General features: G+C 40.3%; 13 protein-coding genes and 3 pseudogenes. All 16 read left to right on the top strand.

From position 1 onward, the window contains the following. Window positions 1–96: 96 nt before the first annotated feature. The 16 genes and pseudogenes from fruB to NYR89_RS02225 all read left to right on the top strand — a co-directional run bounded on the left by fruB (window position 97) and on the right by NYR89_RS02225 (window position 16,450). Window positions 97–1,991 (top strand): annotated as a pseudogene (gene fruB / locus NYR89_RS02300) (fused PTS fructose transporter subunit IIA/HPr protein). Window positions 1,992–2,004: 13 nt separating this feature from the next. Continuing rightward, window positions 2,005–2,949 (top strand): 1-phosphofructokinase, encoded by a 945-nt coding sequence (fruK, locus tag NYR89_RS02295; protein WP_279446173.1) that lies wholly within the window; start codon window positions 2,005–2,007, stop codon window positions 2,947–2,949. Between the two features lie 168 nt (window positions 2,950–3,117). Beyond that, window positions 3,118–4,775: pseudogene (locus NYR89_RS02290) on the top strand (fructose-specific PTS transporter subunit EIIC). Window positions 4,776–4,930: 155 nt separating this feature from the next. Beyond that, window positions 4,931–5,514: pseudogene (locus NYR89_RS02285) on the top strand (LemA family protein). 66 nt (window positions 5,515–5,580) lie between these two features. After that, the gene (locus tag NYR89_RS02280) at window positions 5,581–6,030 is read left to right on the top strand and encodes a TPM domain-containing protein (RefSeq protein WP_279446172.1); all 450 of its coding nucleotides are present in this window, start codon (window positions 5,581–5,583) and stop codon (window positions 6,028–6,030) included. Next, entirely contained in the window at window positions 6,027–6,854 is an 828-nt protein-coding gene (locus NYR89_RS02275) for a TPM domain-containing protein (RefSeq protein WP_279446171.1), read from the top strand. The genes NYR89_RS02280 and NYR89_RS02275 overlap by 4 nt, the downstream gene beginning before the upstream one ends. A gap of 212 nt (window positions 6,855–7,066) precedes the next feature. Then, the gene (ppc, locus tag NYR89_RS02270) at window positions 7,067–9,706 is read left to right on the top strand and encodes a phosphoenolpyruvate carboxylase (protein ID WP_279446170.1); all 2,640 of its coding nucleotides are present in this window, start codon (window positions 7,067–7,069) and stop codon (window positions 9,704–9,706) included. A 164-nt stretch (window positions 9,707–9,870) separates the two neighbouring features. Continuing rightward, on the top strand, window positions 9,871–10,464 hold the full coding sequence (lptC, locus tag NYR89_RS02265) for an LPS export ABC transporter periplasmic protein LptC (protein WP_279446169.1): 594 nt from the start codon (window positions 9,871–9,873) through the stop codon (window positions 10,462–10,464). Window positions 10,465–10,490: 26 nt separating this feature from the next. Beyond that, window positions 10,491–10,994, top strand: coding sequence for a lipopolysaccharide transport periplasmic protein LptA (gene lptA / locus NYR89_RS02260; protein WP_279446168.1), 504 nt, complete (start codon window positions 10,491–10,493; stop codon window positions 10,992–10,994). Window positions 10,995–11,002: 8 nt separating this feature from the next. Next, window positions 11,003–11,728: an LPS export ABC transporter ATP-binding protein gene (lptB, locus tag NYR89_RS02255; RefSeq protein WP_279446167.1), complete on the top strand. Its 726-nt coding sequence runs from the start codon at window positions 11,003–11,005 to the stop codon at window positions 11,726–11,728. Window positions 11,729–11,779: 51 nt separating this feature from the next. After that, entirely contained in the window at window positions 11,780–12,295 is a 516-nt protein-coding gene (locus NYR89_RS02250; RefSeq protein ID WP_279446166.1) for a PTS sugar transporter subunit IIA, read from the top strand. A gap of 30 nt (window positions 12,296–12,325) precedes the next feature. Further along, a complete protein-coding gene (gene rapZ / locus NYR89_RS02245) occupies window positions 12,326–13,192 on the top strand; it encodes an RNase adapter RapZ (protein WP_279446165.1) in 867 nt (288 codons plus the stop codon). A gap of 81 nt (window positions 13,193–13,273) precedes the next feature. Beyond that, window positions 13,274–14,455, top strand: a complete 1,182-nt coding sequence (locus tag NYR89_RS02240; protein WP_279446164.1) for an FAD-dependent monooxygenase — start codon at window positions 13,274–13,276, stop codon at window positions 14,453–14,455. Window positions 14,456–14,593: 138 nt separating this feature from the next. Then, entirely contained in the window at window positions 14,594–15,082 is a 489-nt protein-coding gene (locus tag NYR89_RS02235) for a hypothetical protein (protein WP_279446163.1), read from the top strand. Between the two features lie 79 nt (window positions 15,083–15,161). After that, entirely contained in the window at window positions 15,162–15,917 is a 756-nt protein-coding gene (locus tag NYR89_RS02230) for a lipoprotein Hlp (RefSeq protein WP_279446162.1), read from the top strand. A gap of 56 nt (window positions 15,918–15,973) precedes the next feature. Beyond that, a complete protein-coding gene (locus tag NYR89_RS02225) occupies window positions 15,974–16,450 on the top strand; it encodes a DNA repair protein (protein ID WP_341536364.1) in 477 nt (158 codons plus the stop codon). The last annotated feature ends 18 nt before the right edge of the window (window positions 16,451–16,468 follow it).

Genomic DNA, 16,468 nt, shown 5'->3' with positions numbered 1-16,468 from the left:
ATTTTTTTAGGTTTGCTAGAACGATTTAGCAAATATTCGAGTACAATATTCCATAATATTTTTATTTTCTAAATTAAATCCAAATAAGGAGTTAAGATGCTCAATTTATCGGCACAAAATATCTGTTTAAATGCTTCTGTAAACAGTAAAGAAGAAGCAATTAAATTAGTCGCGGCAGGTTTAGTGGCAAATGGTAATGTAGCGGAAGGTTACGAAGCAGGAATGTTAGCTCGTGAAACCCAAACCTCAACCTTTTTAGGTAATGGCATTGCGATTCCGCACGGCACATTAGATACCCGTCACTTAGTAAAAGAAACCGGCGTACAAATCTATCAATTTCCTCAAGGTGTCGAATGGGGTGAAGACAATAAAGCCTACGTAGCGATCGGTATTGCGGCGAAATCAGACGAACATCTTACTCTCTTACGCCAATTAACGACCGTATTAAGCGATGAAGATGCCGCTGAAGTGTTAGCAAAAACACAAGATATTGAAGAATTTATTCGTGTGTTAAGCGGTAAAAAATCACTAGCTGTATTAGATGAGTCATTAATTTCCTTAAATGTAGATACGCCAAGTTTAGTGACACTTTCGGCGATTAATGCCGGTAAGCTCCAAGAAAAAGCGTATGTTACTCAAGCATTTATTAGTGACGTTGTTGCAAATATGCCGCTTAATCTCGGTAATCAAGTTTATCTTGCCGATTCAGCAAAAGGTAATCAGGCAAATGGTATTGCCGTTGCTCGTAACACAGCCGGTCAAACTTTAGTAACGGCTTCCGCAACGGATAATGCACTTCAAACATACTTAAGCCGTTTATTAAATAGTGAAGTGAGAACTCAATTTAGCACAGCGTCTCTTGCTCAAATTATTGCTTTATTCAATGGGGAAAATATTGCAAATAGAGGACAAAATTCAACCGTTTCCACTCAGAATATTGCTGGTCAAGTAATCGGTACCTTTACTGTGCGTAACGACAACGGCTTACACGCTCGTCCAAGTGCGGTATTAGTGCAAACCTTAAAACCGTTTGCGGCAAAAGTAACGGTAGAAAACTTAGATCGCGGTACTGCACCGGCGAATGCAAAAAGCACAATGAAAGTAGTGGCATTAGGCGCAAGCCAAGCACACCGCTTACGTTTTGTGGCGGAAGGCGAAGACGCTCAACAAGCGATCGAAGCATTAGCAAAAGCATTCGTAGAAGGTTTAGGCGAAAGCGTTTCATTCGTACCGGCGGTTGAAGATACGATTGAAGGCGTAGCACAACCGCAAGCGATTGAATCTGCAAAAAATTCTGCAAATCCGACCGCTTCCGAGCAACCGGTCGCGGGTCAGGTTATCGGTACTTTCACCGTACGTAACGACAACGGCTTACACGCTCGTCCAAGTGCGGTATTAGTGCAAACTTTAAAACCGTTTGCGCAAAAGTCACTGTTGAGAACTTAGATCGCGGTACTGCACCGGCGAATGCGAAAAGCACAATGAAAGTGGTGGCGTTAGGTGCAAGCCAAGCACACCGCTTACGTTTTGTGGCGGAAGGTGAAGACGCTCAACAAGCGATCGAAGCGTTGGCAAAAGCATTCGTAGAAGGCTTAGGCGAAAGCGTGTCATTTGTACCAACGGTTGAAGATACGATTGAAGGCGCAGCACAACCGCAAGCGGTTGAATCTGCAAAAAATTCTGCAAATCCGACTGCTTCTGAACCTGCGGTAGAAGGCCAAGTAGAAGGTACATTCGTGATTCAAAACGAACATGGCTTACATGCTCGCCCAAGTGCGGTGTTAGTCAACGAAGTAAAAAAATATAATGCGACTATCGTTGTACAAAACTTAGATCGAGACAGCCAATTAGTTAGTGCGAAAAGCCTAATGAAAATTGTGGCATTAGGTGTAGTAAAAGGTCATCGCTTACGTTTCGTTGCAACCGGTGATGACGCTCAAAAAGCAATTGACGGTATCGGTGCGGCGATTGCATCGGGTTTAGGCGAGTAACAAGGAACAAACAATGACACAACAATTACGAATTGCAACCGTAACCTTAAATCCGGCATTCGATTTAGTCGGCCGCCTTCAACGAATTGAAGTGGGGGAAGTAAATACTGTTGAAACATTAGGTTTATACCCTGCTGGTAAAGGCATCAATGTAGCGAAAGTATTAGCGGATCTCGGCGTTAAATTAGCAGTTACCGGTTTTTTAGGCGCTGAAAATCAAGGCGATTTCGTTCAATCATTTAAACAAAACGGTGTGGACGATCAATTCTATCGTATTGACGGTAAAACCCGTATTAACGTAAAAATTACCGAAACCGAAGCGGACGTAACCGACTTAAACTTCTTAGGTTTTGAAATTAGCGCTGAAGATTGGGCAAACTTTACCGCTCAATCACAACAATGGGCAAAAGCGTTTGATTTGGTGGCGGTATGCGGTTCACTCCCTCGTGGTGTAACGGCACAACAGTTCTCACAATGGCTGGAATCACTTCACCAACAAGGCTTAAAAGTGGTATTAGACAGCGGCAATGCGGCATTAACCGAAGGTTTAAAAGCCCATCCGTGGTTAGTAAAACCGAATCGCCGTGAGTTAGAAGTTTGGGCGAATCGTCCGTTAAACAGCTTAGAAGAAGTGATTGCGGCACAAGAATTGCGTGCCGGCGGTATTGAGAACGTGATTATTTCAATGGGCGCAGACGGTTCCGTATGGCTTAACAGCGAAGGCGTGGTTCAAGCTCAACCGCCTCGCCGCCAAAATGTTGTGAGTACGGTCGGTGCCGGTGATTCGATGGTGGCAGGCTTAATTTATGGGCTTGCTCAAGGTTGGGATAAAGCGAAAACCCTCGCTTTCGCAAGCGGTACATCAGCATTAGCAGTATCACAAAGCAATGTCGGTATCAGCAACCGAAATGCCCTAGATGAAATTGTGTCCCAAGTGAAATTAACTCAATTACATTAATAATTTGTAAGTAAATCCCCCTCTTTAGAAAAGAGGGGTTAGGGGAGATTTGATTATAGAGTCAAATTCTCATATGAGTATAAAGTTATTTCTGCTAAATCTCCCCCAGCCCCTCTTTGCTAAAGAGGGGGAGAAATAAAATTCTCTCAAACTTATAAGGATCTCAAAATGAATATTTCCTTTGCATTCCCTCAATCACTGGGTAAAGCCCGAGCTTTCCTCGTGAATGAAGTATTATCAGCGGCGACCAAGCAACAAGGTCATCAAGTTGTAAACGCTGAACAAGCTGATTTTGTCGTGTTATTTAACGATGAAATTCCGACTATTGCGCCGGCAAACAAGGTGCGGTAGTGAATTTAGACCAAGCCTTTACTCAACCGGAAACGACTCTTAAACAAGCGGTCGAAAATGCAAAAACTTTTGCAAATGCAACCGTTTCTAGCGCATCAAATTCAGGTGTAAAAAACATCGTAGCAGTAACCGCTTGCCCGACTGGCGTTGCACATACTTTTATGTCTGCGGAAGCTATCGAAAACTACGCTAAAGCACAAGGTTGGAACGTTAAAGTTGAAACCCGTGGTCAGGTTGGTGCGGGTAACCCGATTTCTGCGGAAGAAATTGCGGCAGACTTAGTTTTCGTGGCGGCGGATATTGACGTGGATTTAGACAAATTCAAAGGTAAACCGATGTACCGTACCTCAACCGGTTTAGCGTTGAAGAAAACCGCACAAGAATTTGAAAAAGCGTTTGCACAAGCAACCGTTTATCAAGGTGGCACAACGGTCGCACAACAAGCTGAAGGCTCAGCAAGCGGTGAGAAAAAAGGTTTATATAAACATTTAATGACCGGCGTTTCGCATATGTTACCGTTAGTGGTTGCCGGTGGTTTATTAATTGCGATTTCATTTATGTTCGGTATTGAAGCGTTCAAAGATGAAACCATCGCAGGCGGCTTACCGAAAGCGTTAATGGATATCGGTGGTGGTGCGGCATTCCACTTAATGATCGCAGTATTTGCCGGTTATGTCGCATTTTCTATCGCAGACCGTCCGGGATTAGCGGTCGGTTTAATCGGCGGTATGTTAGCAACCACAGCTGGTGCGGGGATTTTAGGCGGTATCGTAGCCGGTTTCCTTGCGGGTTATACCGTGAAATTCTTAAACGGTGTGATTCAATTACCGGCAAGTTTAACTTCGCTTAAACCAATTTTAATTCTACCGTTGTTAGGTTCTGCAATTGTCGGTTTAGCGATGATTTACCTCATCAATCCACCGGTAAAAGGCATCATGGATGCTTTAGTTGCATGGTTAAATTCAATGGGTCAAGCAAATGCGATTATCTTAGGTGCAATTCTAGGTGCAATGATGTGTATCGATATGGGCGGTCCGGTAAATAAAGCGGCATATACGTTCGGTGTCGGTTTAATTGCTTCACAACAATATACGCCAATGGCGGCAGTTATGGCGACCGGTATGGTTCCACCTATCGGAATGGCGATTGCAACGTTAATCGCACGTAACAAATTTACGACTAACCAACGTGATGCAGGTAAAGCGTCATTCGTATTAGGCTTATGCTTTATTTCTGAAGGTGCATTACCGTTTGTTGCGGCAGATCCGGTGCGTGTCATTATTAGTTCAGTATTAGGTGGTGCAACCGCTGGTGCAATCTCAATGGCATTTGCAATTACACTCCAAGCACCACACGGCGGTTTATTTGTGATCCCATTCGTATCACAACCGTTAATGTATTTAGCGACAATTGCTATCGGTTCAGTAGTAACTGGTGTGGTTTACTCGGCAATCAAACAAAAAGCATCAGAATAATTCTTTTACAATAAACAAAAACGGAGCTAAAAAGCTCCGTTTTTTTATCTAACACATATCATTTTTTCTGAAAACTTTTGTAAGTTTGCTAGGAAATTCGACCGCTTGCTTATAAAATCCGCCCGTTTTTTTAACCTTAAATAGGACTTTTTAATATGAAGAAAATTTTTTGGATCTTAGTGATTGCCGTACTTGCAGTCGGCGGTTTCTCTTTAACGAAATATAACGACTTAATGCGTGCGGAAGAAGATATCAACTCAGTTTGGGGTAATGTGGAATCAGCTTACCAACGTCGTGCGGATTTAATCCCTAACTTAGTCAACACAGTAAAAGGTCAAGCAAACTTTGAAAAAGAAACCTTAACCTCTGTGATTGAAGCTCGAGCCAAAGCGACAGCGGTAACCATTGATCCAAACAATGCCACTGAAGAACAAATGGCGAAATTCCAAGAAGCGCAACAAGGCGTAAATTCAGCGCTTTCTCGCTTATTAGTTTCAGTTGAAAAATACCCTGAATTAAAAGCGCACGAAGGTTTCTTAAATCTTCAAGCGCAGTTAGAAGGTACGGAAAACCGTATCAATGTTGAGCGTAATAACTTCAACGCCGCGGTGAAAGAATACAACAAACAAGTGCGTGAGTTCCCAACCAAAATCGCGCGATGATTATGGGCTTTAAAGCTAAACCACAATTCAAAGCTGAAGCAGGCTCAGAAAGAGCACCAACAGTAAACTTTAATTAATTTCTTACACAAAACACGGAATACTTAAAAATATTCCGTGTTTTTTGTGAATTTAGTGATAACTCTATGAAATTATTTTCTTTTCTTTCGAATAAATTGCCTGTCGATACCCAGCGGATCGAACAGGCAATTTCACATTTAGAACAACAAACTTCTGCCGAATTACGTGTGGTAATCGAGCGTAAAGTCAAAGGAAAAACCGATGCAATGGCTCGTGCCAATCAACTTTTCGATGAATTAAAGATGCGAGAAACGGCAGAGCGTAACGGCGTACTAATTTACCTCTCGTTCAAACCGCACAATTTAGCGATTGTCGGCGATAAAGCTATTCATGAAAAAGTCGGTCAAGTTTTTTGGCAATCGGTCTATGATGCGATGAAACAACAATGCCAACAAGCGAATTACACTCAAGCGATCTGCGAAGGTATTAAACAAGTGGAAGTGCAATTAGCTACTTATTTCCCTCGTCGTGATAATGATATGAATGAATTGTCAAATGAGGTGGTAATTAAATGATAAAAGCGTTCTTTAAGCCGGTTTGGTTTATCCTGTTGGCATTTTTCACATTAAAAGCCTCTGCTGTGGATAGCTACCCTACTGCGCCGAATCCATTTTATTATGTGACCGATTACACCAAAACATTAACCCAACAAGAATGGCGAACTTTAGAAGATGCATTAATTGCTAACCGTACGAAAACCAGTTCGCAAATTATTGTGGTCATTGTGCCGTCAACTAATGGCGAAGATGTTGCAAGTTATTCACATAACTTATTTAATAAATGGGGCATCGGTCGCACTAAAAATAATGAGAATAACGGTATATTATTACTAATTGCCAAAAACGATCGAAAACTGTTTATTGCAACCGGCAGAGGCTTAGAAGGTGTATTGCCTGATGCGATTGCTTCAACCATTATTCGTCATAACATTACGCCGTACTTCAAACAAAACTTATATGCGGAAGGGATTGCTAGTGGTTTATCGGCGATTATGGCGGCAATTAACGGCGAATATGCGGCTTATGATAGTTATGGCGAAAACGCAGGCGAAGAATCTTTAGAGCAAATTGATGGTTTACTGTTCTTCCTTGTTGCCGGTATTGTGATTTTCTTAATTTTCCGACCGGGCAGAAATACGCAATATATTAGCCCGAGTGCCGCGGATCAATTAGGCAGAATTATCATCAATTCATCTCGTCGTAGCGGTGGATTCGGTGGTGGCTTTGGTAGCGGTTCTTCCGGCGGATTTGGCGGAGGTTTCGGAGGAGGAAGCCGAGGTAGCGGTGACAGCTTTGGTGGAGGTTCTTCCGGCGGTGGCGGTGCAGGCGGAAGTTGGTAAACTTACACAAATCGTAGTAAGCGGTTAAATTTTCTTTTGTTTTTGCAAAAACTTAGAAAAATTAACCGCTTTATTTTTTATTTAAAATAAATGCCATTATTTATTGCGTTTTATCATTATTTCACAAAATTAATTAATTCCTTATTGCTATTTTGACTATTTTTAGGTATATCTACCCCTAATTAAATTTATGCTATATATAGGAAAAAATTATGAATCAGCCATACTCCGCTATGCGTAACAACATCCATATGCTTGGTGATTTTTTAGGTGAAACCATCCGTGAAGCCCAAGGGAATGACATTTTAGAACTCATCGAAAGTATTCGTGTCCTTTCAAGAGATTCTCGTGCCGGCAATGAAAAAGCACGTGAACAATTACTAGATAAATTGGCAAATATCTCAACTGAAAATGTATTGCCGGTTGCACGTGCCTTTAGCCAATTCTTAAACCTCACCAATATTGCCGAACAATATCAAACTATCTCACGTCACCATCAAGATGCCTCATTAGGCAACCGTTCGTTAGATGCGTTATTCGCTCGTTTAAAAGCACAAAATACACCGGTTGAAACCGTCATTAAAACCGTTGAGAAATTATTGGTTGAACTAGTATTAACCGCACACCCGACTGAAGTTACCCGCCGTTCATTAGTACATAAACACGTTGAAATCAATAAATGTTTAGGTCAATTAGAACACGATGATTTAACCGATGCGGAACAAACCAAACTTAAACGCCGTTTAATGCAATTGATTGCACTTGCTTGGCATACCAATGAGATTCGTCTTGCTCGCCCAACCCCGGTTGATGAGGCTAAATGGGGTATGGCAATTATTGAAAACAGCTTATGGAAAGCCGTACCTGATTTTTGCCGTGAACTGAATTTCCAACTGGAAAAGCATTTTGGTGTACAACACGATGTAGCGCTTGCTCCGGTACGTTTCTCTTCTTGGATGGGGGGTGACCGTGACGGAAACCCATTTGTTACCGCAGAAATTACTCAAAAAGTCTTACGAATGAACCGTTGGAAAGCGGCAGAATTATTTCTAAATGATGTCAGTGATTTAGCTGAAGAACTTTCCATTGTACAGTGTACGCCTGAATTTCGTGCAAAATATGGTGATCATATCGAACCGTATCGTGTTGTAGTGAAAGGGTTACGTGCAAAATTACAGAAAACACAAACTTACTTTGGCGAACTGATTGAAGGCAAAGTAACTACGATTGATCCAAACGAAATTATCACTTGTGACAATGACTTATGGGAACCGCTTTATGACTGCTACCGGTCATTACACGCTTGTGGAATGCGTATTATTGCAAACGGTGGTTTGTTAGACTGCTTACGCCGTATTCGTTGCTTTGGCTTAGGCTTATCTCGTCTAGATATTCGCCAAGAAAGTACCCGTCACGAAATGGCGATTTCTGAAATTACTCGCTATATCGGTTTAGGCGATTATGCACAATGGACTGAAGACGACAAACAAGCCTTCTTAGTGCGTGAATTAAGCTCTCGCCGTCCTTTAGTGCCGACCAACTGGACACCGAGCCCTGAAACACAAGAAATTTTAGATACCTGTAAAGTGGTTGCTCAACAACCTGAAGGAACAATTTCCACCTATGTGATTTCTATGGCACGTGAGGCTTCTGACGTACTAGCAGTACATTTATTATTGAAAGAAGCCGGCTGTAAATATACCGTACCAGTTGCACCGCTGTTTGAAACATTAGACGACTTGGATCATAGTGAAAAAGTAATGACCGATTTATTTAATATCGGCTGGTATCGTGGCGTGATCAATAACTATCAAATGGTGATGATCGGCTATTCAGACTCAGCGAAAGATGCTGGTATGTTAGCCGCAAGTTGGGCGCAATATCGTTCACAAGAAGCATTGGTCAATTTAGCGGAAAAATATCATATCGAATTAGTCTTATTCCATGGTCGTGGCGGTACGGTTGGTCGCGGTGGTGCACCGGCACATGCCGCATTATTATCTCAACCGCCTCGCTCATTAAAATCCGGTTTACGTGTAACCGAACAGGGCGAAATGATTCGTTTCAAACTCGGTTTACCAGCCGTTGCGGTAGAAACGTTAAATCTCTATGCAAGTGCAATTTTAGAGGCTAACTTATTACCGCCGCCGGAACCAAAACAAGCATGGCGAGATATTATGGATAAAGGTGCTGATATTTCATGTGGAATTTATCGCGGCGTTGTTCGTGGCGAGCCGGATTTTGTCCCGTATTTCCGTAGTGCAACACCGGAGCAAGAATTAGGCAAATTACCGCTTGGCTCTCGTCCGGCAAAACGTAATCCAAACGGTGGTGTCGAGAGTCTACGTGCAATTCCATGGATTTTCGCTTGGATGCAAAACCGCCTGATGTTACCGGCTTGGCTCGGTGCCGGTGCGACACTTCGTCAAATGATTGAACAGGGCGATGAAGCCACCCTTAAAGAAATGTGTAAAGAATGGCCATTCTTCTCTACCCGTATCGGTATGCTGGAAATGGTATTCTCAAAAGCAGATTTATGGCTTGCTGAACATTACGATCAACGTTTGGTAGCAAAAGAATTACACCGCTTGGGTAAAGAGCTTCGCACGCAATTAGCGGCGGACATTCAAACTGTGCTATCGCTTTCTCACGATGGGCAATTAATGGCGGATTTACCTTGGATTGCTGAATCAATTGCATTACGTAATGTTTATACCGACCCACTCAACTTATTACAAGTCGAGTTATTACAACGTTTACGTAGCCAAGGAGAAATCAGAGATCCGGCTTTAGAACAAGCTCTTATGATCACGATTACCGGTATTGCCGCAGGTATGCGTAATACCGGCTAATATTGCTAAAAAACCAGTAAAAAAGACCGCTTACCTACAATAGTAAGCGGTCTTTTTTATAGAAAAGTTTACGCATTCTTACGAGATTTCTCACTTTCGGTTGCTATATCCTATTTAAAAATTATGTTAAGATCAGAAATTGTTTTTACTCTATTTAAACATTTATGAATATTCGACTAAATATCATTCTATTAATAATAGTCGTCGCTCTGAGCGGTTGGTATTTCAGCCAGCAGAAGCCAGAGAATGATGGCTTAGATCAATTAATTAAAAAAGAAGGAAACCCTGACTATACCGGCAATAAAATGAGTACATCGGTATATGATATAAAAGGAAATCCGCAATATTTCGCCCAAGCCGATGAAATAAAACGTTATGAATCAACCGAGAGAACGGAATTTTTAAAGCCGTTTGTAGACTTATTTGATAGCAAAACAGCACTTAAACAATGGAAAGTCAGTGCTGATCATGCAGAAATTACCAAAGAAAAGATATTAAACCTAACAGGTAATGTGAAATTACAAGCACTTGAGTCAACCTCTCGTTTACAGAAAATTGAAACAGATAAATTATCGGTTGATTTAAATACCCAAGATGTATTTACCGATAGTGTTGTGAAATCTGTCGGCTTAGGCTTTACCACAAGCGGTACAGGTTTAAAAGGTAATTTAAAACAACAAGTTGCTACGATTACTAAAGACGTAAAAACCTATCTTGAACCGACAATTATTCAACAATCTAACGAAAATAAGGATTAGAGATTTCGATCTCCTAAGGACATATAATGAAATTTTTAATGAAAACCGTCGTTCTTACGACTTTACTCGGTGCAAGTATTTCTGCTCATGCACTCAAAGGCGATACAGACCAACCAATCAATATTGATTCGGGCGACCAGTCTCTCGATATGAATAGTAATGTGGTTGTTTTTACCGATAATGTTGTCATTACTCAAGGTTCAATTAAAGTTACTGCGAATCAAGTAACAATTGTACGTCAAGAAGGTAAAAAAGAAACACTTGACGCAACAGGTTCACCGGTGACTTTCCAACAAACGCTTGATGACGGTAAACCAGTTAACGGCAAAGGCAACAATGTTCATTATGATTTAAATTCTGAGTTCTTAACCCTAATCGGCAACGCAGAATTAAAACAGCAAGGTAGTTTTATTAAAGCAAGTAAAATTACTTATGATGTCAAAAAGCAACAATTAAAAGCAACGAGCGGAAATAAATCACGTGTAAGAACCGTGTTAATTCCAAATGAATTAAACAATAAGAAAAAATAGGTAAGTCAATGCCAACGCTTTATGCAGAACATTTAGCAAAAAGCTATAAAAATCGCCAAGTAGTAAAAGATGTCAGTTTAAATGTGAAAGCAGGAGAAATTGTCGGCTTACTTGGCCCGAACGGAGCAGGCAAAACGACCACCTTCTATATGGTGGTCGGTTTAGTTCGTCACGATCAAGGTAAAATTCGTATTGATGAGCAAGATATGAGTACCTTACCGATGCACGACCGAGCAAAACAAGGAATTGGTTATCTTCCTCAAGAAGCCTCCATTTTCCGCCGTTTAAGTGTTTATGATAACCTTATGGCGGTTTTACAAGTGCGTAAGGATTTAAATAACCAACAACGCAAAGCACGTGCTGATGAATTAATTAGTGAATTTCATATCGAGCATATTCGTAATAGCCTAGGTCAATCACTTTCAGGCGGTGAACGTCGCCGTGTTGAAATCGCCCGAGCATTAGCGGCAAACCCACAATTTATTCTGTTGGATGAGCCTTTTGCTGGGGTTGACCCCATATCTGTGATTGATATTAAAAAAATCATCGTTAATTTAAAAGAACGTGGTTTAGGTGTATTAATTACTGACCATAATGTACGTGAAACGCTTGATGTTTGTGAACGTGCCTATATCGTTGGCGACGGTCAAATGATCGCAAGCGGAACACCAGCAGAAGTATTAAATAATCCTGATGTAAAACGTGTTTACTTAGGCGATCAGTTTAAACTTTAACTTTTAATCTATATGGATAAGTAAATTTTTACTTATCCAAATAATAGTCATATGAAATTAACTGAATTTCTAACACCTGATAGAATCCGTCAGGGCGTGCTTGTTTCAAGTAAAAAAAGAGTGCTTGAATTAGCCGGTAAAATTATTGCGGAATCATTAAATAAAACAAACCCTAGTTCTGAAGAAGACTGTGTCTGTCCAATTGAATGTTTCAGTAATTTATTTAAACGTGAGAAATTGGGTTCTACCAGCATCAATAACGGTATCGCTCTTCCTCACGCTAAATTTCCTTATTCTACATCCGAGATCGAAAAGCCGATAGCCGCTTTTATCCAGCTTGAAACACCGATTGATTACGAAGCGAGCGATAATAAAGAAGTCGATCTCATTTATGCCATTATGATTCCGGAAAATTGTTGCGAACAATACAAAAACGGCTTGCAAGAAATTGCATATAAATTAAGCGATAAAACATTAGCTAAACAATTACGTTCAGCAGATAATATTGAAGATATTTGGCAATTATTGGTTTATGCCGATACTCATATTGAAAGTCAAGTATCATAATCTTGATGTATTTTATTTTAGAGGAAAGCTATGGAATTAGTTATTATTAGCGGACGATCCGGTTCGGGAAAGTCTGTTGCATTAAGAGCTTTAGAAGATGTCGGTTATCATTGCGTAGATAATCTCCCTTTACCGCTTATTCCTCAATTAGCTGAGTTTCTTTCCAGTTCAGGGCGTTCAGCTGTTGTTAGTTTAGATATTAGGAATTTACCGGAAAATCCTCAAAGACTAGAAGAATTACTTGCTACATTATCAAAACTCACGATTAATACTAAAATTATTTTTCTTGATTGTGATCGTAACACACTTATTCGTCGTTATAGTGACACTCGTCGTTTACATCCTCTCTCAACGAAAGATCTTTCATTGGAAAGTGCGATTGATTTAGAAAGCACGTTATTGGAGCCTCTTTTTCAACACGCCAATTACATTATTGATACCACGAATATTTCTTCGCACGAGTTAGCTGAAAATTTACGCGGTATTTTAAGAGGATCCAGTGATAAAGCCCTTAAAATCGTATTTGAATCCTTCGGTTTTAAATATGGGTTGCCAGCTGATGCGGATTATGTATTTGATGTACGTTTCTTACCGAACCCACATTGGAATCCAGAATTACGTCCAATGACCGGTTTGGAGCAACCTGTCATTGATTTCTTAGAACGCCAAACCGAAGTACATAATTTTATCTACCAAACTCGTAGTTATTTGGAAATGTGGTCGCCAATGTTAGAAAAAAACAATCGTAGTTACCTCACGATTGCCATCGGTTGTACCGGTGGTAAGCACCGTTCCGTATTTATTGCGGAACAGTTAGCAAAATATTTCCAAAGTAGAGATAAAGATGTACAAATTCGTCATCGTAGTTTGGAAAAGCATCATAAGAAAACAAACTAATTAACATGCGGTCAAGTTTACATAAATTTTTGCTGATTTATGTCTAAATATGACCGCTTATCATTTATATACGATACTTATATGAAATCAGCAGATATTGTCATTATTGGTGGCGGAATGGTTGGGCTTGCTCTCGCCGCATTACTAGCCGATACCGATCTTCAAATTAAAATTATTGAGCGACATATTCCGAAAATCGATCATACATTCTCAAATCGTGTCAGTGCAATCAATGCCACTAGCGAGAAAATGCTTAAACAGATCGGTGCATTTCAACTTATTCCATCTGAACGTTTATCGCCTTACCAAAAAATGTCGGTATGGGAACAGGATAGTTTTGCTAGCATTGAATTTGATAATAATGATCCTGCCATTCAACAATTAGCACTCGACCAGCTTGGATTTATTATTGAAAATAAGCAAATCCAAACAGCACTATGGCAAAAGGTTAGTCAACAAAATAATGTCGAAATCATTTTAAGCTCTCCTCAAACAATCGGTATTAGTGAAACTGGTGCGTTTCTAACCTTAGAAAATGCTGAAATGATTAGTGCAAAATTAGTGATCGGTGCAGACGGCGCACATTCTTGGTTACGAAAACAAACTCATATTCCGCTAACGAGCAAGGATTATGAGCAAACTGCGTTAGTATGTAATGTTAAAACGGTAGAATCGCATCAATATACGGCACGACAAATTTTCTCTCCCGAGAGTATTTTGGCATTTTTACCATTACCAGACCAACACTGCTGTTCTATCGTATGGTCTTTACCACCAGATAAAGCCCAACAATTACAAGAGTGTGATGAGCGACAATTCAATCAGGCGTTAACCATCGCTTTTGACAACCGTTTGGGTTTGGTTGAAGTACAAAGTGAAAGAGCCATTTACCCACTTGTTGCTCGTTATGCCCGTGATTTCGCTCAATCTCGAATCGCATTAATTGGTGATGCGGCTCATACTATTCATCCGCTTGCCGGACTAGGGGTGAATTTAGGATTTGCAGATGCTATGACATTAGCAGAAGAAATCAAACAGCATGCGGTAGCAGGTAATGATATTGGTGAATATCGCAATTTACGTCGCTTTGAAAGAATCCGTAAAGCCGAAGCTATTAAATTATTAACAGCAATGGAAGGATTAAAACAACTGTTTAACGGTAATCATCCGCTCAAAAAATTTATTAGGGATATCGGGTTATCGGTAACTGATCAATTACCGCCGTTGAAAAAATTTTTCTTAGCTCAAGCTGTTGGCGTTTAACTTGAGTGTTTGTTTTTTAGCCGAATAACTACGGTATACAAGTTTTTACTGAACTACTCTTTTCAGTAACGGTCTATTATTGGTACAATCAACAACCTCCCTTTAAGGGAACTTTAATCTTATTTTTAAGGAATACTAATGAAAAAATTAGCAACACTTGGTGCAGTAGCACTTTTAGCATTCAGCGTAACAGCATGTAACAAAGCAGATCCTGTTGCTGATTATAAAAAATTCCAAGAGTGGTACCAAATGCAAGAGAAAACTCAAGCAACTGCTCAAGCTGAGTTCCAAAAACAATTAGCAGAAGTAATGGGACAACAACAAAAAGATCCGAAAGCCATTGAAGCCCTATTAAGTAACTTCGCAAGTAAAGTTCAAGAAACACTCAAAAGTTTAGATGCGATTGACGTAAAAAGTGAAGAAATTAAAGCATTAAAAGATAAAACTAAAGCGGTTTTAGGCTTATCGAATGAAGTATTAACCGAACAAGTAAAAGTAATGTCGACACCGGCTAATGAAGCTCAAGCCGCACAACAAGCTATCCAAGCTAAAGCTCAACAATTAACGCAAGTCGCTCAAGAACTTCAAAAATTACAAGCTGATTTAAAAGCAAAATTTGAAAAATAATTTTGCTAATCTAAGCTAAAATAACTCAAGGTTAGTGCCGAAAAGGTACTAGCCTTTTTCCACATAAATAGGTAATGAAATGACAAAATTCACAAAAATTAGTGCCACAGCATTATTTGCTTTGTTTTTAACCGCTTGTGATAAGCCGGCTAATAAGTCTGCTGAACCGGCGGCACAAACCCCAGCAACTCAAACACAATCGGAAGCGACAAAACCGGTTGAAAAAGTCGTAGATACCGGTGCGGAAGATTACAAAAAATTCCAAGAATGGCAACAAGTGCAAGAAAAATCTATCGGTGATGCAATTAATGCAGAAATCGAAAAATTAGGCGAAAAAGCAAAAGATGCAGCACTTATTCAAGATACAATGAATAAAGCCGTGCTTGCTCAAATTGAGAATATTCAAAAAAGTGCCGCGACTTTAGATATCAAGGATGTACAAGTAAATGCACTAAAAGATAAAGCACTTGAAGCAATGGCATTAGGTGCAAAAATGATTGCTGAAAATGATAAACTTGCAAAAAATCCAACTCCTGAAGCCCATAAAGCATTTAGTGAATTACAAGCTCAATTAGATAAGATTGCAACAGAAGGTCAAAAAATTGAAGCTGAATTAACCGCTAAATATGGCCCAGCTCCAGCTCCAGCTCCAGCTCCAGCTCCAGCTCCAGCTCCAGCTCCAGCTCCAGCTCCAGCTCCAGCTCCAGCTCCAGCTCCAGCTCCAGCTCCAGCTCCAGCTCCAGCTCCAGCTCCAGCTCCAGCTCCAGCTCCAGCTCCAGCTCCAGCTCCAGCTCCAGCTCCAGCTCCAGCTCCAGCTCCAGCTCCACAAAAATAATATTTACCGGCTAGGCTTCTGCCTAGCCTTTTTACATTAAATTAATGCCGCCCAAAATGTACAACATAATAAAAACGATACTTTCTTTTTTTATTTTTTCAAGTCTTACTGCCTGTACCTCAATGCAAGAAAACCATTCTCCACAAGCTGATTTTCAACGCTTTCATCATTGGGATGAAGTTTACGGTAATGATTATATTCAAGCGACCGCATTTGCAATGTATGGGTTAGAAACTGCCAAAAATTCTCATGCCCGAATTGAGGCAATGCGGCATTATTTAGAAGAAGTCGATACTATTCAGGCCTCTTTAGACTATTTGGATATCCAAAATAATGAAATTCTTCCCATTAAAAATATTGGATTAAGAGCTTTGCAATTAAGCCAAGAAACCTTCAGAGATATGATTAAATTGGAATCTCAACCGAATGAGGCATTAGCACAAGCGGTGCAAGATAAAGGGAAAATGATTACCCAATTAGGTAATGAAATCTCGTATGAAAAATTAAAATTAATGAAGAAATATCAGTTATAAACAAAAGGACGCTAAGCG

The sequence above is a fragment of the Actinobacillus arthritidis genome, assembly GCF_029774155.1.
Taxonomy (GTDB): Bacteria; Pseudomonadota; Gammaproteobacteria; order Enterobacterales; family Pasteurellaceae; genus Actinobacillus; species Actinobacillus arthritidis.
Note: the sequence above shows the minus strand (reverse complement) of the source record. Positions and strands in the feature narration are given on the sequence as shown.